Origin of the sequence: Tessaracoccus palaemonis (genome assembly GCF_019316905.1) — a bacterium.
Classification (GTDB): domain Bacteria; phylum Actinomycetota; class Actinomycetes; order Propionibacteriales; family Propionibacteriaceae; genus Arachnia; species Arachnia palaemonis.
In genome coordinates, this window is the sequence record NZ_CP079216.1 from 835,016 (window position 1) to 851,626 (window position 16,611).

Annotated in this window: 15 protein-coding genes and 1 riboswitch; of the genes, 9 read left to right on the top strand and 6 right to left on the bottom strand. The window is 70.7% G+C overall.

The window, feature by feature from the left end; translation table 11 throughout:
- Positions 1-20: 20 nt before the first annotated feature.
- The 9 genes from tsaE to KDB89_RS03720 all read left to right on the top strand — a co-directional run bounded on the left by tsaE (position 21) and on the right by KDB89_RS03720 (position 10,751).
- Positions 21-941, top strand: coding sequence for a tRNA (adenosine(37)-N6)-threonylcarbamoyltransferase complex ATPase subunit type 1 TsaE (gene tsaE, locus KDB89_RS03680; RefSeq protein ID WP_219083514.1), 921 nt, complete (start codon positions 21-23; stop codon positions 939-941).
- A complete protein-coding gene (tsaB, locus tag KDB89_RS03685; RefSeq protein ID WP_219083515.1) occupies positions 938-1,585 on the top strand; it encodes a tRNA (adenosine(37)-N6)-threonylcarbamoyltransferase complex dimerization subunit type 1 TsaB in 648 nt (215 codons plus the stop codon). Before tsaE ends, tsaB begins: the two co-directional genes overlap by 4 nt.
- A complete protein-coding gene (locus KDB89_RS03690) occupies positions 1,582-2,070 on the top strand; it encodes a GNAT family N-acetyltransferase (protein WP_219083516.1) in 489 nt (162 codons plus the stop codon). The genes tsaB and KDB89_RS03690 overlap by 4 nt, the downstream gene beginning before the upstream one ends.
- A complete protein-coding gene (gene tsaD / locus KDB89_RS03695) occupies positions 2,063-3,109 on the top strand; it encodes a tRNA (adenosine(37)-N6)-threonylcarbamoyltransferase complex transferase subunit TsaD (protein ID WP_219083517.1) in 1,047 nt (348 codons plus the stop codon). Before KDB89_RS03690 ends, tsaD begins: the two co-directional genes overlap by 8 nt.
- 192 nt (positions 3,110-3,301) lie before the next feature.
- Positions 3,302-5,146 (top strand): ABC transporter family substrate-binding protein, encoded by a 1,845-nt coding sequence (locus KDB89_RS03700; RefSeq protein ID WP_219083518.1) that lies wholly within the window; start codon positions 3,302-3,304, stop codon positions 5,144-5,146.
- Between the two features lie 229 nt (positions 5,147-5,375).
- Positions 5,376-6,902, top strand: coding sequence for an ABC transporter permease (locus KDB89_RS03705; RefSeq protein WP_219083519.1), 1,527 nt, complete (start codon positions 5,376-5,378; stop codon positions 6,900-6,902).
- 10 nt (positions 6,903-6,912) lie between these two features.
- Positions 6,913-7,887 carry an ABC transporter permease gene (locus KDB89_RS03710; protein WP_219083520.1) on the top strand — a complete coding sequence of 325 codons (975 nt, stop codon included), beginning with the start codon at positions 6,913-6,915 and terminating at the stop codon, positions 7,885-7,887.
- A gap of 12 nt (positions 7,888-7,899) precedes the next feature.
- Complete coding sequence (locus KDB89_RS03715; protein WP_219083521.1) at positions 7,900-9,633, top strand: ABC transporter ATP-binding protein; 1,734 nt, start codon at positions 7,900-7,902, stop codon at positions 9,631-9,633.
- A 26-nt stretch (positions 9,634-9,659) separates the two neighbouring features.
- A complete protein-coding gene (locus KDB89_RS03720; RefSeq protein ID WP_219083522.1) occupies positions 9,660-10,751 on the top strand; it encodes a class I SAM-dependent methyltransferase in 1,092 nt (363 codons plus the stop codon).
- Here the strand turns inward: KDB89_RS03720 and KDB89_RS03725 are convergent.
- From KDB89_RS03725 to KDB89_RS03750, 6 genes are all read right to left on the bottom strand, one after another.
- Entirely contained in the window at positions 10,743-11,519 is a 777-nt protein-coding gene (locus KDB89_RS03725; RefSeq protein WP_219083523.1) for an ECF transporter S component, read from the bottom strand. The genes KDB89_RS03720 and KDB89_RS03725 overlap by 9 nt on opposite strands.
- On the bottom strand, positions 11,516-13,138 hold the full coding sequence (locus KDB89_RS03730; RefSeq protein ID WP_219083524.1) for an ABC transporter ATP-binding protein: 1,623 nt from the start codon (positions 13,136-13,138) through the stop codon (positions 11,516-11,518). Before KDB89_RS03730 ends, KDB89_RS03725 begins: the two co-directional genes overlap by 4 nt.
- Entirely contained in the window at positions 13,135-14,292 is a 1,158-nt protein-coding gene (locus KDB89_RS03735) for a CbiQ family ECF transporter T component (RefSeq protein ID WP_219083525.1), read from the bottom strand. Before KDB89_RS03735 ends, KDB89_RS03730 begins: the two co-directional genes overlap by 4 nt.
- A gap of 5 nt (positions 14,293-14,297) precedes the next feature.
- The gene (locus tag KDB89_RS03740) at positions 14,298-14,984 is read right to left on the bottom strand and encodes a hypothetical protein (protein ID WP_219083526.1); all 687 of its coding nucleotides are present in this window, start codon (positions 14,982-14,984) and stop codon (positions 14,298-14,300) included.
- Positions 14,985-15,055: 71 nt separating this feature from the next.
- Positions 15,056-15,182: riboswitch (cobalamin riboswitch) on the bottom strand.
- Positions 15,183-15,228: 46 nt separating this feature from the next.
- Entirely contained in the window at positions 15,229-15,837 is a 609-nt protein-coding gene (locus KDB89_RS03745; RefSeq protein WP_219083527.1) for a hypothetical protein, read from the bottom strand.
- A gap of 20 nt (positions 15,838-15,857) precedes the next feature.
- Positions 15,858-16,601, bottom strand: a complete 744-nt coding sequence (locus KDB89_RS03750; protein WP_219083528.1) for a lytic transglycosylase domain-containing protein — start codon at positions 16,599-16,601, stop codon at positions 15,858-15,860.
- Positions 16,602-16,611: the final 10 nt, after the last annotated feature.

A 16,611-nucleotide genomic window follows, 5' to 3' on the forward strand; every position in this document is an offset into this window, starting at 1 on the left:
CGGGACTAGTATCTGCGCCGATGGACGCATCCGACCTGACCCTGCGTGAGGCCTCCGTGGATGACGCTGCAGCACTGCTGCACGTCATCCGGGAGGCCTTCTCCGCGCGCCGCCCCGTGGACCCGCCGGCCGACGCCCTGACCGACGACGTCACCGACATCGAGGCCGCGCTCATCGCGGGCACCGGCGTCGTGGGCGAGATCGACGGCGAGATCGTCGCCGGACTCCTGATCGACCGCGAGGGTGACCTCGTGACGCTGCGCCGCGTGTCGGTGCTGCCCCGGATCGCCCGCCACGGCGTCGCGGGCGACCTCATCGAGGCCGCGCTGTCGCTGGCGGCCGACCTCGGCGCCTCCCGTGCGACGCTCGTCGTCCGCGAGGAGTTTCCCGAGCTTGTCGGCTGGTGGCGGGAACGGGGCTTCGAGGTCGTCGGCGAGGAGCCGCCCGTCATCCGGCTGGTCCGCGACCTGCCCGTCGTCATCGACGTGCCGACGGCCGACGACATGCGCGAGCTCGGCCGCCGCATCGGTGCACTGCTCCGCAGGGGCGACGTCATCATCGCCACCGGCGAGCTCGGCGCGGGCAAGACGACCCTGACGCAGGGGCTGGCCGCCGGCCTCGGCGTCACCGGCCCGGTCATCTCGCCGACCTTCGTCATCTCCCGCATCCACCCGAACCCGGGCGACGGGCCCGCGCTCGTGCACGTCGACGCCTACCGCCTCGGCGGCGCCGCGGAGCTGGGCGACATCGACCTCGACGCCTCCCTCGCCGACTCCGTCACGCTGATCGAGTGGGGGGCCGGCATGGCCGAGTGGCTCGCCGACGACCGCCTCGACATCGACATCGTCCGCGGCGTCGACACCGACGAGCGCGCCGTCTATCTCACAGGCGTCGGGCCCCGCTGGGCCGGCGCGCTCGACACCCTGAGGGAGGCCCGATGAGCATCACGCTCGCCATCGACACCAGCCACCACGTCGCCGTCGGCATCGCGCGCGACGGCGAGCAGCTGGCCTGCGTCGTCGTGGAGGACACCCGCAGCCACGTCGAGGAGCTGCTGCCATCCGTCGAGGCCGCGTGCGCCGAGGCAGGCATCGCGCTGACCGACATCGACGACTACGCCGTCGGGATGGGCCCCGGCCCCTTCACCGGCCTGCGCGTCGGCATCGCGACCGCCCGCACTCTCGCCGCCCTCGCCGGTCGGCCGCTGCATCCCGTCTGCTCGCTCGACGTCGTGGCGCGCCAGTGGGCCGACGCCGGCGCACCCGGGCGCTTCGTCGTCGCCGCCGACGCCCGCCGCAGGGAGCTCTACTGGCGCGAGTACACCGCGGACGGCGCGCCGGCCGGCGCCCCGCAGGTCTCCGCGCCCGATGCGCTCCCCGCGCTGCCCGTCGCGGGCGCCGTGCCCGAGGGCTACCGGGACCTGCTCGACTGCCAGGGTCCCGACGCGCTCGACCCGGCGACGCTCGCCGCGGCCTGGCCGAAGCTCGAGGTCGCCGGCGACGAGCCCTACTACCTGCGCGCCGCGGACGCGACGGTGCCCGGCAAGCCCAAGTCGGCCTTCGGACGCCTGAGGGCGAAGCGGTGATCGTCGAGCCCGCCGTCGCGGGTGATGTGCCGGAGATCGTGGCGCTCGAGGATGCCTTCGACACGCCCTGGTCCGAGGATTCCTGGCGCGCAGAACTCCACGGCGACGACCGGCTGGTGCTCGCTGCGCGCCGCCGCAGCGACGGCGTCCTGATCGGCGCCGCGAGCTTCCGCGTCGTCGACGACGTCGCCGAGCTCAACCGCATCGTGGTCGCGCCGCAGCAGCGCAGGCTCGGGCTCGCCCGCGTCATGCTCGTCGCCGGCATGCAGTGGGCGATCGGCAAGGGGGCGGCCAGGATGCTGCTCGAGGTCGACCACGCCAACGACGCGGCCATCGCCCTCTACCGGGGCTACGGGTTCAGGCAGATCGCCGTGCGCCCGGACTACTACGGGCCCGGAGCCGACGCGCTGATCCTCGAGCGCGGGCTTGAGGGCGTCGACGCCGACTCCGTCGGCATGTGGGACATGGAGGGTGCAGATGAGTGAGCCGTTGATCCTTGGCATCGAGTCGTCGTGTGACGAGACCGGCGTCGGCATCGTGCGCGGCCGGACCCTGCTCGCCAACGAGGTCGCGAGCTCCGTGGAGGAGCATGTCCGCTTCGGCGGCGTCGTGCCCGAGGTGGCCAGCCGCGCACACCTGCAGGCGATCGTGCCTGCGCTCGAGCGTGCCGCCGCGACGGCGGACATCGACCTGGCCGACGTCGACGCCATCGCCGTGACCGCGGGCCCGGGCCTGATGGGCGCCCTCGTCGTCGGTCTCGCGTCCGCCAAGGCGCTTGCCGCCTATCTCGACAAGCCGCTCTACGGGATCAACCACCTCGTCGGCCACGTCGCCGTCGATCTGCTCGACCACGGCGAGCTGCCGATGCCGTCGCTCGCGCTGCTCGTCTCCGGCGGCCACACCTCGCTGCTGCATGTGCGCGACATCGCCACCGACATCACCGAGCTCGGTTCCACGATCGACGACGCCGCGGGGGAGGCGTACGACAAGGTGGCCCGCATCCTCGGCCTGCCCTACCCGGGCGGACCCGTCATCGACAAGGCCGCCCAGGAGGGTGACCCGACGGCGATCCGCTTCCCGCGCGGCCTCACCGCGCGCCACGACCTCGAGAAACACCGCTTCGACTTCTCCTTCTCCGGGTTGAAGACCTCGGTCGCCCGGTGGGTCGAGCAGCGACGCCTCGACGGGCTCGACGTGCCCGTCAACGACGTCGCGGCCAGCTTCCAGGAGGCCGTCTGCGACGTGCTGACCGCCAAGACGGTCGATGCCGCGACGCATCTCGGCGTCGGCACGATCCTGCTCGGCGGGGGAGTGGCGGCCAACTCGCGGCTGCGCACGCTCCTCGAGGAGCGTGCGAACGCCGTCGGCATCGAGCTGCGTCGTCCCCGTCCCGGTCTGTGCACCGACAACGGCGCGATGATCGCCGCCGTCGGCTCCGAGGTCGTCCGCGCCGGGCTCGCGCCCTCGCCCCTGACCATCTCCGCGCACCCCGGCCTGCCCGTGTCTCAGGTCGTCGTCCGCTGACTAGGGTTTCGTCAGGGGTCCTGTCAAACCTGTGAGCGGCCGTCTCTGAGAACGGTCCCATAAGGCAACAACCTTGTAACGATCCCGCGCAGTGTCGCTTCGACGTTAAGGAAATCCGGGATTCGCCGCTAATCTCATCTTCACTCGGCCCGCATGGGCCTTGAGAAGTGTCGTTTACGACAAGGAGATTCCATGAAGTTCAGGCGAACCACCGCCGCGCTCGGCCTGGTGCTGAGCGGCGCCCTCGTCCTGGGTGCCTGCACCAGCGGTGACGCGGAGGAGGCGACCGAGTCCAGCTCGGCAGCCACCACCGCCACCTCCGGCACGGGCGAGGCCACCGCCACCAGCGGCTGCCTCCAGGACGCCGGCATCACCGAGACCGCCGCCGGCGAGGTCAAGTACACCGTCGGCCCCAACGAGTGGTCCGGCTACAACTCGATGACCGCCGCCAACTACTCGACGTACAACTCGGTCATCGCGGCCAAGATGTTCTCCGGGTTCACGTACTTCGGTACCGACGGCAGCATCTGCGACGACACGTCGTTCGGGTCCTACGAGGTCACCTCCGAGGATCCGCTGACCATCAAGTACACGATCTCGGACGACGCCGTGTGGTCCGATGGCACCCCGGTGACCATCAACGACTACCTGCTGGACTGGGCCGCGCAGAACCCCGAGTTCATCGCCCCCGGCTACGCCTCCGGTGAGGACCCCGACGCCGCCGCCGTGTTCAACCACGTGTCGAACACCGCCGCCGCCGACATCCTCGACGGTCCGCAGGGCGAGGTCGGCTCCAAGACCTTCACCGTGACCTACGACGCGCCGAACCCGGACTACAAGATCATCATCACCTCGGCGCTGCCCGCGCACGTTGTGGCGAAGAACTCCGGTCTGGAGCCCGACGAGCTGGCCCAGGCCATCCTCGACAGGGATGCCGACACCGTCAAGAAGGCCGCTGACTTCTGGAACGAGGGCTGGAACTTCAACCCGGGCGAGCTGCCCGACGCCTCGGAGATGCCCTCCTCCGGCCCCTACAAGGTCAAGGACGGTGGCTGGGTCGCCGGCAACTCCCTGACCCTCGAGGCCAACGACCAGTACTGGGGCGCCCCGGCGGCCACGGAGAACCTGATCTTCCGCTTCATCGACCAGGCCGGCATGGTGCAGGCCCTGCAGAACGGTGACGTCAACGTCATCGAGCCGCAGGCCACCGTCGACACCCTCGGCCAGCTGCAGGCCATCGGCGACTCGGTCACCGTTGCCGAGTACTCGACCCTGACGTGGGAGCACCTGGACTTCAACTTCCGTGACTCCAACGTGTTCTCCGACGCCCAGGGCGGCATCGAGCTGCGTCAGGCGCTGGCCTACTGCATCCCGCGCCAGACCATCGTCGACACCCTGATCAAGCCGATCTCCTCCGACTCGGTCGTCATGAACGCCCGCGAGGTCTTCCCCTTCCAGGACAACTATGACGCGGTCGTCGCCGCTGCCTACGGTGGCGAGTACGACCAGGTCGACATCGCCAAGTCGAAGGAACTCGTCGAGGCCTCCGGCATCGAGACCCCCATCGACGTGCGCGTCGGCTATGCCTCCGGCAACCAGCGTCGTGCCGACGAGGTCTCCGCGATCGCGGCCTCCTGCAAGGACGCCGGCTTCAACGTCATCGACTCCAACTCCGCTGACTTCTTCAGCAAGGAACTGGTGAACGGCGACTACGAGCTGGCACTGTTCGCGTGGGCGGGCTCCGGCCAGATCACCTCCGGCCAGAACATCTACGCCAGCAACATGCCGCAGAACTACGGCCAGTACAGCAACGAGACCGTCGACGCCGCGTGGGAGACCCTGGCCTCCTCGCTCGACCCGGCCGTCCAGCTGGAGCAGGTGAAGGTCATCGAGAAGGAGCTGTGGGACACCCTCTTCGGTATCCCCGTCTTCGCGCACCCCGGCATCGCCGGGTACGACTCGGGCATCAAGAACGTTCGCCCGACCTCGACGCAGGACGCGATCTCCTGGAACGCGTCGCAGTGGCAGCTCAGCTGATCGACCGATCTGCTGACTGATTCACCTGTTGCGTGACGTCACGAGGGGCAGGCGGCCCACCGGCCGCCTGCCCCTTTCGCGCGCCTACCGCGACACCTCCATCACAGGGCTCCCCGGGGTGCTGGACCTCCCGGGGCGACGCGGGGCCATCCGCTGGCGTAAGATCGGGCTTCGCGTCGAAGCGTGGGGCCCCCCTGTGCCCGCGACCGATACCGAATAAGGACCACTAGTGATCAGATACATCGCGAAACGGTTGGGGATCTCGTTCCTCATCCTCGTGCTTGGTTCCCTGTTGATGTACGTCTTGACCATCAACTCCGGAGACCCCCTGGGCGACCTGCGCGAGTCGAACGACCCGAACCGTGAGAACCTCATTGCGCAGCGCACCGCGCACATGAACCTCGACGACCCCTGGTACGAGCGCTACTTCTCGTGGCTCTCCGGCGCCGCCAAGTGTGTGGTGGGCAGATGTGACCTCGGCCAGGACATTCAGGGCCGCAGCGTCAACCAGCTCGTCCTCACGGCCGCAGGCTCCACGCTCCGCCTCGTCGTCCTGGCAACCGTTCTTGCGATCGTGATCGGCATCACGCTGGGCATCGTCACGGCCATCCGCCAGTACAGCGGCTTCGACTACGCCGTGACCTTCGCCGCCTTCATCTTCTTCTCGCTGCCCGTCTTCTGGGCCGCGGTGCTGCTCAAGTACTACGCGGCCATCGAGTTCAACAACTGGATAGCCGACGCGACATTCGAGCCACCCACGATCCTCATCACATCGGTGATCCTCGCGTTCATCCTCACCGCCGTGCTCGGCGGCCCGTGGAAGCGACGCCTCATCAGCTTCGCCGCCGCCGCCGTCGTGTTCGCCGGCGCCATGTTCTACTTCGACGCGGTCACATGGTTCCGCCGCCCCGCACTCGGGCTGCCGATCGTCGCGATCCTGATCCTCGGCGCCGGCGCCGTGGTCATCGTCATGACGTCCGGCTTCCAGAACAAGCGGGTCCGCAACGCGGTAGCCACGACCGCCGTCGTGACCATCGTCGGCTATGCCCTGACGCGCGGCATCCTGATGGACGCCGACAGGGTCTCGACGGGCCTGCTGTTCCTCTGCCTGTTCGCCTCGCTCGTCATCGGCCTGATCAGCGGCTACGCCTGGGGAGGTTTCTCCCGCAAGCAGGCCATGAGCGCCTCGTTCATCACGGGCCTGCTCGCCGCCGTGTTCGCGTTCGTCGACCTGATGCTCTCGCACTGGTCGCTGTACCTGAAGGACCAGTCCCGGCCCATCCCGACCATCGGCTCGGCGACCCCGAACTACGACCCGACCTACTGGCTCGGCCTGATCGACACGACGACGCACCTCATCCTGCCGACGATCGTCCTGACGCTCGTGTCCATCGCGAGCTACACGCGCTACACCCGCGCCTCGATGCTGGACGTGCTGAACCAGGACTACATCCGCACGGCCCGCTCGAAGGGTGTCTCTGAGCGCAAGGTGATCACCCGCCATGCGTTCCGCAACTCGCTGATCCCGCTCGCCACGATCGTGGCCTTCGACTTCGCGGCTCTGATCGGCGGCGCGGTCATCACCGAGACCGTGTTCGGCTGGCAGGGCATGGGCAACCTGTTCAAGACGGGACTCGCCGCCGTCGACCCGAACCCCGTCATGGCCTTCTACCTGGTCACCGGCACCGCTGCGGTTCTGATGAACCTGCTGGCGGATATCGCCTACGCCTTCCTCGACCCGCGGATCGCGCGATAGGAGCCCCGTCATGAGTGATCCGAACAACACGCTCCCGAGCGTCGAGCCCGACACGAAGTTCTCCATCGAGGACGACGTCGAGTCCACCACGACCAGGTCGTACTCGCAGGGGCAGCTGGTGCTGCGCCGCTTCGTGCGCCACAAGGCTGCGATGATCTCGCTGGTCCTGCTGGTCTTCATCATTCTGCTGGCCATCACGTCGATCGGCTGGGGGCCCATCCCGGGCTGGTGGGGCAAGACCTTCACCGACACGTATCCGATCGTCAACGAGGCCAAGCCGACCATCCAGTTCTGGCCGCCGTCGCTCGGCGAACACCCCTTCGGCCAGGACACCATCGGCAAGGACTACTTCGCACTGGTGATGCGCGGCGCGCAGCAGTCGCTGCTGATCGCCTTCACCGTCGGTCTTCTCGCGACCTTCATCGGCACCGCGATCGGCGCCATCGCCGGTTACTACCGCGGCTTCGTCGAGGCGTTCCTGATGCGCACGACCGACCTGTTCATCATCATCCCGACGCTGGTGCTCGCGGCCGTTCTCGGCCGGATGTCCGACGGCAACATCGTGATGCTCGCCCTCGTCCTGGCGCTGGTGTCCTGGACGGGGCTGGCGCGCCTGGTCCGCGGCGAGGTCCTTTCGCTGCGGGAGCGGGAGTTCGTGATGGCGGCCCGCGCGCTCGGCACCCCGTCGCCGCGGATCATCGTGCGGCACATCCTCCCGAACGCGCTCGGCACCATCGTCGTCAACGCCACGTTGCTGATCTCGTCGGCGATCCTGACCGAGACGGCCCTGTCGTACCTGGGGTTCGGCGTGAAGGCCCCCGACACCTCGCTGGGTCTGCTCGTCTCCGACTTCCAGAACGCGCTGACGACCCGCCCATGGCTCTTCTGGATCCCGGGCATGTTCATCCTCGTGATCTCGCTGTGCGTCAACTTCATCGGTGACGGCATGCGCGACGCGTTCGATCCCCGTCAGCAGATGGACTGAGGTGGCTCAGAAATGACTGAAGCAAACACTGATCAGAAGGTCTTCACGGGAGAGCACCCCGTCCTGGAGTTCGACAACCTGGACGTGAAGTTCAAGACCGAGTTCGGCACCGTGCACGCCGTCAAGGGCCTCTCCCTGAAGGTCGAGCCCGGCGAGGTCATGGCACTGGTGGGTGAGTCCGGGTCCGGCAAGTCCGTGACCGCCACCACCGCGCTCGGCCTGCTGCCGAAGACCGCGCACATCGAGGGCCGCACTGTCGTCGGCGACGACGTCATCGGGGAGCTGTCCGGACCGGCGCTGCGCGCCATCCGCGGCCGCCGTGTCGCCATGGTGTTCCAGGAGCCCATGACCGCGCTGAACCCCGTCATCCGGATCGGCGAGCAGCTGACCGAGTCGATGGAGGTCCACGGCGTGGCCTTTGGACGCGAGGCCTGGCAGCGTGCCATCGAGTTGCTGGCGGCTGTCGGCATCCCCGCCCCCGAGCGCCGCGTCAAGCAGTACCCGCACGAGCTGTCCGGCGGCATGCGCCAGCGCGTCGTGATCGCAATGGCGCTGACGTGTGACCCTGAGGTCAGCATCGCCGACGAGCCGACCACCGCCCTCGACGTGACCGTGCAGGCCGACATCCTCGACCTGCTGCGCTCGCTCAAGGACAAGCTGAACACCGGCATCCTGCTCATCACGCACAACATGGGCGTCGTCGCCGACATGGCCGACAACGTCGCCGTGATGTTCAAGGGCAACATCGTCGAGCGCGGCCCGGTGCAGGAGGTCCTGCTCAACCCGCAGCACCCGTACACGCAGAAGCTGCTCGCGGCCGTGCCCCACCTGGGCGACGGACATGGGCAGTTCGGCGCCGCTCCCCACGAGGTCGCGGAGGAGGCCGAGGAGGCGCTCACCGTCAAGAATCTCGTGGTCGAGTACAAGCGCTCCGGCAAGAAGCCGTTTCGGGCCGTCGACGACGTGAGCTTCGACGTGCGCCGCGGCGAGATCGTCGGCCTGGTCGGCGAGTCCGGCTCGGGCAAGTCCACCATCGGCCGCGCCCTGCTCGGCCTGATCCCGTCCGAGTCCGGCGAGGTGCAGGTGCTCGGCGAGGACCTGCTCAGCATGCGCGGCAGTCAGCTCAAGTCGCTGCGTAAGCGCGTCGGCGTCATCTTCCAGGACCCCGCGGCCTCGCTGAACCCGCGCTTCCCGATCGGCGACGTGATCTCCGAGCCGCTCTCGGTGCACGGCATCGGCACGGCCAAGGAGCGCGAGAAGAAGGTCCACGAGCTCCTCGAGGCCGTCCAGCTGCCCCGCAGCGCCTACAACCGCTACCCTCACGAGCTGTCCGGCGGCCAGCGCCAGCGCGTCTCCATCGCCCGCGCGCTCGCCCTGCAGCCCGACCTGCTGATCGCCGACGAGCCGACCTCGGCCCTCGACGTGTCGGTGCAGGCCTCGGTGCTGGCGATGTTCACCGAGCTGCAGCGCCACTTCGGCTTCGCCTGCCTGTTCATCTCGCACGACCTGGCGGTCATCGACTCGCTGGCGCACCGCGTCGTCGTGATGCAGTACGGCAAGATCGTCGAGGCGGGAACCCGCGAGGACGTGCTGATGCGGCCTCAGGAGGAGTACACCAAGCGCCTCCTGGCAGCCGCCCCCGTGCCCAACCCGATCGAACAGAAGCAGCGGCGCCTCGAGCGCCACGCGCTGCTCAAGGAGCTGGGCGACCAGGTCGTCGAGCTGGACACGCGAGAGCTCAACTGAGCCGAACCGCCGCCCTCTCGGCGGCCATGACGGAGCCGGATCCCACGTCGCTGGCGGCGGGGGAGCGGCTCCGTCGCTCGTTCCCGGCCGACGATGTCGCCTGGGCCCTGTCGCAGGTGTCGCTCAGGCGCCAGGGGGCGGCGAAGCTGGAGCGGGCCGCCGACATGCTGTTCACCCGGGCGGGACTCGAGCAGGCCACCCGCACCCCCGTCGCCCGCTGGCGGGCCGCCCGCCTCGCCGCGGCCGGGGTCACCGAGGTGTGGGACCTCGGCTGCGGGATCGGGGCGGACGCCATGGCCTTCGCGGCGGCCGGGCTGCGGGTCGTCGGCGTCGAGGCGGACGAGGCCACGGCAGAGATCGCCCGTCACAACCTCTCGTTGGTCGGCGGCGGCGATGTGCGCGTCGGGTACGCCGAGGACGCCGAGGTGCCCGCGGGTGCTGCCGTGTTCCTGGACCCCGCCCGCCGGACCGGCCGCGGCCGGACCTGGAACGTCGCCGACTTCACCCCGCCGTGGGAGTTCGTGACCGCGCAGCTGGCCTCCGACCGGTTCGTGGCCGTCAAGCTGGGGCCGGGTGTGCCGAGGGAGCTCATCCCGGGTGGCGTCGAGGCCTGCTGGGTCAGCGAGAGCGGAGACACGGTCGAGGCCTGCCTCTGGAACGCCGTCGGGGCCGGCACCCGCGCCGTCGTACTCCCGGCCGGCGTCGAGCTGACGACCCCCGCCGTACCCCGGACGCTGGATGTGCGCCCCGTCGGGGAGTTCCTCCTCGAGCCGGACGGCGCCGTGATCCGGGCCGGGCTGCTCGCCGAGATCGCGCCGGAGGCAGATCTCTGGCTGCTCGACGCGCACACCGCCTACCTGGGCGCCGACCGTCCCATCGCCACGCCGTATGCGACATGTTTCGGCGTGCGCGAGGTCCTCGACTACGACGTGCGTGTGCTGAGGACATGGGTGCGCGAGCGCCGCATCGGGACGTTGGAGATCAAGAAGCGCGGCCTCGATGTCGACCCCGCGCAGCTCAGGGCGAGCTTGAAACCCAAGGGCCCGGGGGCAGCGACGCTGATCCTTGCCCGCACGCTCGACGGGGCGCGGGCGATCGTCGCCGAGCGGCTACGTTGACGCGTCCTCCTCGTAGCGGCCGACGCGGTTGGTGCGTCGCAGGATCCGCAGCAGCGGGTCCCCGATCAGCACCAGCGTGATGATGGTGGTGAACGCACGTCCCAGGTTCCAGCCGAGGGAGGTCGCGAGGCTCCAGACGAGGAAGCGGTGCAGATTCTCCAGCAGCGGCGCCCCCGCCACGTAGCTCACCTGCGTGCCGAGCCCGAGGTTGAAGGGCCAGAACGACAGGTCGACGAGCATGCCGTACAGGAAGCTCGCGACGAACGCGTACACGCACAGCACGGCGATCTCCGCCCATCCCCTGACCCGGGGGAGCAGGCCGGCGAACATGCCCGTGAAGGCGAAGGCCAGCATCTGGAATGGCAGCCAGGGCCCGACGCCGCCCGTCAGCAGGGCGGAGGTGAACATGGTGGTGCAGCCGAGCAGGAACCCGAACGTCGCGCCGAACACCCTTCCGCCCAGCAGCAGCGGCACGAACACGAACTCGATGCCGGCGGTGCCGGCCCCGAGCGGCCGGGCGAGGGCCCCCAGCGCGGACAGCACGCCCAGCATCGCGAGCGCCTTGACGCCGATGGTGCCGCGCGTGAGCTGCGTGACCATGATCCCGATCACCACCGGGAGGATGATCGCGAACACGAACGGTGACTGCGAGTTGCCGTCGAGGCTCGCCGTCGGGGTGACGATCAGCGGCCACGTGAACGCGAGCAGCGACGCGACGGCGACGAGCGTCAGCATCGCGGCCGACGTGAGGTCGACGCGGCGGCTCATGACGCCCTCGCCCCCTGCTCGGCGAGCGCCAGCGCCACCTCGGCGACCGTGAGCACGTCGTGGGGGTGGAAGACCTTCGCCACCTGCGGGGAGAATCCGGGGGAGGCGCAGCACACCGTGCGGGTCGGGCCGTCCGCGACGACGTCGCCGTCGGCCAGCACGACGCACCGGTCGGTGGCCTGGGCGGTGAACTCCACGTCGTGCGTCGAGATGAGCACGCACGCGCCCTCGTCTGCGAGCTGCCGGACGATGTGCGAGAGCTCCGCCTTCATCGTGTAGTCGAGGCCGCGGGTCGGCTCGTCGAGGCAGATGACCGCCGGCCGGGCGGCGAGCTGGATCGCCAGCACCAGCGCAAGCCGCTGCCCCTCCGACAGGTCCCGAGGGTTCCGGTCGCCGGGCAGGTCGGCCCCGAGCCGGCTCAGGATGGCGCGCGTGGTGCCCGCCTCCACGTCCGACTCCTTGTCCGCCTGGGCCAGCTCCTCGTCGACGCTCGGCAGGTACAGCAGGTCCGACGGGGTCTGCGGGACGAGGCTCACCAGGTGCCGGGCGTGCGCGTCGTCGACGACGCGCGGGTCGGAGCCGTCGATGTCGAGGGTCCCGGTGCTTGCCACGGCTCCCTGCAGCGCCCACATGAGCGACGACTTGCCGGACCCGTTGCGCCCCATCAGCGCGACGACCGTCTGCGCGTGCAGCTCGAGGTCGACGCCGACGGCGCGCAGCTGCCCGTAGCGGACCTCCAGCTTCGCCCGCGCGACGGTGCGCAGCCCCTCGCCGCTCCAGGAGACATTGCCCTCCGGCAGGTCGGGCAGCCGGACGTGCGGCCCGTCGTCGGCGACCTTCCGGCGGGCGTCGCGGACGCTGGTGGCGACGCTCGGCCAGCCGAGCACGCGGGACAGCTCGGCGAGCGGCGGCGTGACATCGGAGACGCCGAAGACCTCGGCCGTGCTGCCGAACACCGCGCTGCCGTCGCCGGGCAGCCAGATCGCCGAGTCGGCGTGGTGCATGACGCGCTCGAGCCGGTGCTCGGCCAGCACGACGGTGAGGCCGACGTCGTAGACGAGCGTGGTGATGGCCGCCAGCACGTCCTGCGCCGCGGTCGGGTCGAGCGCCGAGGTGGGCTCGTCGAGCAGCAGGACGCGCGGCTGCGCGGCGAGCACGGAGGCGATGGCGACGCGCTGCTGCTGGCCGCCGGACAGCTCGACGAGCGCGCGGCGCCGCAGCTCCGCGATGCCCATCAGGTCGAGGGTCTCCTCGACGCGCTTGCGCATGACCGACGGCGCGAGACCCAGCTGCTCCATGCCGTAGGCGACCTCGTCCTCGACGGTGTCGGTCACGAACCCGGCCAGCGGGTTCTGTCCGACGTAGCCCACGAGGTCGGCGAGCTCGCGGGGGCGCACGCCGGTGATGTCGCGGCCGTCGATCAGCACCCGGCCGCCCATGGTGGCCCCGCTCGCGTGCGGCACGAGCGAGTTGACGGTGCCGAGCAGCGTCGACTTGCCGGTGCCCGTCCGGCCGACCAGCACACACAGGTCGGATTCGCGGATGCGGCCCGTCACGCCGGCCAGGACGGGGCGCGTCGCCTCGGGCTGCGTGATGGTGAGATTCTCGAACTCGATCATGCGGGGACCTTCGGGTCGGGGGTCGCGAAGCCGGGCACGACGAGCACGGCGGCGGCCAGCACGGCGGCCGGGGGCAGCGTCGGCCACGTCAGCGGGCTGGTGGAGGGGCTGAGGGCGGCGCCCTGCGTGGAGGACAGCCACAGGAAGATGACAAGGGCCGCGACGCCGCAGCCCAGAGTCAGGAACTCGGGGGCGCCCCACGGGGCGGGGCGGTAGACGGTGACGCCGAGCTGTCGCCCGGCCACGCGCATCCCCCAGACGGTCAGCGCGAGGCCCACCAGCAGCAGGGCGAGCGCGATGAGCGTCGCGGGGCTGAGACCCAGCGCGGCGGCCGCGGTCGTCGGCACGCCGAGCAGGGCGTAGATGCCGCCCACGATCAGCAGGAGCGCCACGATCAGCTGCCAGGTGCCGCGACGCGGCTCGTCGGCGCGGCGGGTGCGGCCGTAGCCGCGGGCCTCCATGGAGCTGGCGAGCAGCAGCGACCCCTCGACGCTGTCCTCGATCACGGGGATCAGCGTGCCGGGGACGGCGGCCAGCCCGCGCCGCCTGCCGCCGCGGAGCCGCTGGCCGCGCCGGACGCGGTGGACCGACGCGATGAGCTGGGGGATCAGGCCGAGCGCGATCACGACGGCGGTGGAGATGTCGCGCAGCGCGGCGGGGACGGACTTGAGCGCGGTGCGCGGGTTCGCGAGCGAGTTCGCGGCGCCGACGCACAGCAGCATGACGGCCAGCCGCAGCGCGTCGAAGAAGGCGAACGCGAGGCCGTCGACGGTGACTGGGCCGCCCAGCGTGATGCCCGCCGCCCAGGCGGGCAGCTGCACCGACGGCAGCGTGAACAGGACCGGTCCGGAGCGCACGCCGCCGATGACGATCTGGAAGAACAGGCGCATGCCGACGATGAACGCGCCGATCATCAGGTAGATCTTCAGCGACCTGGCCCACGGGGTGTCGGGGCGGCGGCGCAGCACCACCACGACGACTGCGGCGGCGAGGCAGGCGATGACCAGCGGGTTGGTCGTCAGGCTGACGGCCGCGCTGGCGCTCAGCGCCCAGCCCCACCAGGCCCACGGGTGCACGAAGCGCCCCTCCCGCCGCTCGTCGGCGACGGGAGGGGCGGCCTCTGCGGGGGCGACCCGGGGCAGCAGGCGGGGCATACGGCTCAGCGGCCGCCGAGCGGGCCGGTCTTCTTCCGACGCCCGACCTGCCAGGCGATCAGCCCGGCGCCGACGGCGACCACCGCGATGCCCACGACGATCCAGCCCATCGTGCCCGAGTCCTCGGGGGTCTCTTCCTCGGCCTCCTTGCCCTGCGTGGCCTCGGCTCCGGTGACGGGCAGGTCCTGGGCGGTTGCCCCGGCCGCGGGTGCGACCTCGGTGCCGTCCTGGACGATCTTCAGCGTCGGGGGAGTGCAGCTCTCCTCGTCGGCCTTGTTGTAGCACCAGGCCTCGATGGTGCCGCCGGCCGGGACGGTCTCTGCAGGGCCGGCCTGGGCGTAGGCGTACTCGGCGCCCGCGGCCCCCTGCCAGTAGTTCCAGTACTGGCCGTTGAAGGAGGCCGGGCACTCGGACGGGTGGCCGCCGAGCGTGCAGACGAAGTTGCTGGCGTCGTAGCCGATGGCCACCCCGGCGGTCTCGATGGCCGCGATGCCGGTGGCCGGGGTGCCGACGCACTCGTTGGCGATGACGGTGCCGTCCTCGTCGACGATCAGCAGCCAGACCTGGTCGGAGGACAGGCACTCGCCGACTGCGTTGGACTCGCCGTCGGCGTGGGCGGCCTGCGGCGCCGTGAGCAGGGAGAGGGTCATGGCGAGCGCGCCCAGCAGCGCGACCACGAGTCGTCGGGTCATTCGGAGCTCCTTCGCGCCACGCGAGGAACGAATCCGGTGGGACCGGACGCCGCGCATTCCTCGACGCAACAGTTCAGTGTCCGGCCTCCGCAGGTTCCCGGCTCGGCTCTCGCCTCACGGTTGCGGGTCAGCGCCGGATTCGCACCGGACTTCCCTCTCGGGCCGCGCCCGCGGTCAGCGGGCATCCGTCAGCCTAGTGCGCCGGACATGCGCTGTGCCGAAACGCGCGGTGCATTTTTCCTCGTCAGCGGCCGCCGAGGGCGCCGGAGGGGCCGGAGCTGCGGCGGCGGGCGAGCAGCACCAGGACGACCACTACCGCCGCGAGGCCGGCCGCGGTGCCGATCAGGGCCCAGGGGGTGCCGGAAGGGAGCGCGACGGCGGCGTTGGCGGTGACGGGCAGCTGCCGGACCTCGTCGAGGGAGGGCAGCTCGCACCGCCTCGCGTCGCCGCCGGTGTAGCACCAGCCCTCGACGGAGCCGGCCGGTGGCCGGTAGCCCTGCGCCCCGCTGTCCGAGTAGTCCCAGCCGCCGCTGGCGTCGGCGTGGAAGTAGGTCCAGTAGTCGCCGGAGGAGGCGGACGGGCACCGGTCCGGGTAACCGTCGAGGGTGCAGATGAGGATTCCCTTGCCGTAGCCGATGGCCATCCCGCCGGCGGCCAGCGCCGCCTCGCCGGACTCGGGGGTGCCGACGCACTGGTTCGCCCGCGTCGTGTCGGCGTCGTCGATGACCAGCAGCCACACGTCGCCCGCCGCGAGGCACTCGTCGATGGTCGTGGCGGTCCCATCCGCAGCGGCGCGCGTCGGCAGGAGGACGAGGCAGAGGAGCAGGGCGGCGAACAGGGGACGCAGGCGCATGGCGGGGCTCGATTCTGGCATCAGGACGCGGCGGACACCCGGTAGCCGTCGGTCGCGGCGGCCACCAGGTTGTTGTAGGAGACGCTGGGATTGTAGGAGGCCACCGCCCCCATCCAGTCGGACGGGTTGGTCAGGTCGACGCCGCCGGCGCACAGGTAGCGCCCTGCCGACAGTGCGGCGTCGTCGATGTTCTGCGGGTCCGCGACGCCGTCGCCGTTGCCGTCGGAGCCGTGGTCGGCCCAGGTCGAGGGGATGAACTGCATCGGGCCGACGGCGCGGTCCCAGACGGTGTCTGCGTCCAGCCTGCCCTCGTCCGTGTCACGGACGGTGAGGGTGGATGTGCCGTCCAGCGCGATGCCGATCAGCGGCGGCGTCTGCGCGCCGTCGTCGCCGATCGCGCCGCCCTGATAGGTGCCGTGGTGGGACTCGACCCAGCCGATGCCGGCCAGGGTCGCCCAGTCGAGCCCGCAGGCCGGGTACTGCGCCTGCACCTCGAGGGTCGCCCCCGCGTAGGCGGCCATCGCTCTGGCCGGAATGCCCGTTGCCACCGCGGTCGAGGCCACCCAGGCGGCATCCGCGCGGGTGGAGACGCCGACGGGAGCCGCCGCGGCGGAACCGGGCTCGCTCGCCCGCCAGGTGCCCTGGGCCGTCGGCGAGGCGGTGGGGCCGGGCGGCTGGGCTGTTGGCGCCGGCTCGGGGCCCTGGCAGCCGGCCAGGCACACGACGACGACGCAGAGCGCGGAGCGCGTGCGGCGGCGGGTCATGGGCCTCCTT

Excerpts from the sequence above, each read along its gene's own strand:
- tsaD (WP_219083517.1), top strand. The coding sequence starts at position 2,063 with ATGAGTGAGCCGTTGATCCTTGGCATCGAGTCGTCGTGTGACGAGACC.
- KDB89_RS03735 (WP_219083525.1), bottom strand. The coding sequence starts at position 14,292 with ATGCCCCGCCTGCTGCCCCGGGTCGCCCCCGCAGAGGCCGCCCCTCCC.
- KDB89_RS03720 (WP_219083522.1), top strand. The coding sequence starts at position 9,660 with ATGACGGAGCCGGATCCCACGTCGCTGGCGGCGGGGGAGCGGCTCCGT.
- KDB89_RS03715 (WP_219083521.1), top strand. The coding sequence starts at position 7,900 with ATGACTGAAGCAAACACTGATCAGAAGGTCTTCACGGGAGAGCACCCC.
- KDB89_RS03725 (WP_219083523.1), bottom strand. The coding sequence starts at position 11,519 with ATGAGCCGCCGCGTCGACCTCACGTCGGCCGCGATGCTGACGCTCGTC.
- KDB89_RS03745 (WP_219083527.1), bottom strand. The coding sequence starts at position 15,837 with ATGCGCCTGCGTCCCCTGTTCGCCGCCCTGCTCCTCTGCCTCGTCCTC.
- KDB89_RS03700 (WP_219083518.1), top strand. The coding sequence starts at position 3,302 with ATGAAGTTCAGGCGAACCACCGCCGCGCTCGGCCTGGTGCTGAGCGGC.
- KDB89_RS03740 (WP_219083526.1), bottom strand. The coding sequence starts at position 14,984 with ATGACCCGACGACTCGTGGTCGCGCTGCTGGGCGCGCTCGCCATGACC.
- tsaE (WP_219083514.1), top strand. The coding sequence starts at position 21 with ATGGACGCATCCGACCTGACCCTGCGTGAGGCCTCCGTGGATGACGCT.
- KDB89_RS03750 (WP_219083528.1), bottom strand. The coding sequence starts at position 16,601 with ATGACCCGCCGCCGCACGCGCTCCGCGCTCTGCGTCGTCGTCGTGTGC.
- KDB89_RS03730 (WP_219083524.1), bottom strand. The coding sequence starts at position 13,138 with ATGATCGAGTTCGAGAATCTCACCATCACGCAGCCCGAGGCGACGCGC.
- tsaB (WP_219083515.1), top strand. The coding sequence starts at position 938 with ATGAGCATCACGCTCGCCATCGACACCAGCCACCACGTCGCCGTCGGC.
- KDB89_RS03710 (WP_219083520.1), top strand. The coding sequence starts at position 6,913 with ATGAGTGATCCGAACAACACGCTCCCGAGCGTCGAGCCCGACACGAAG.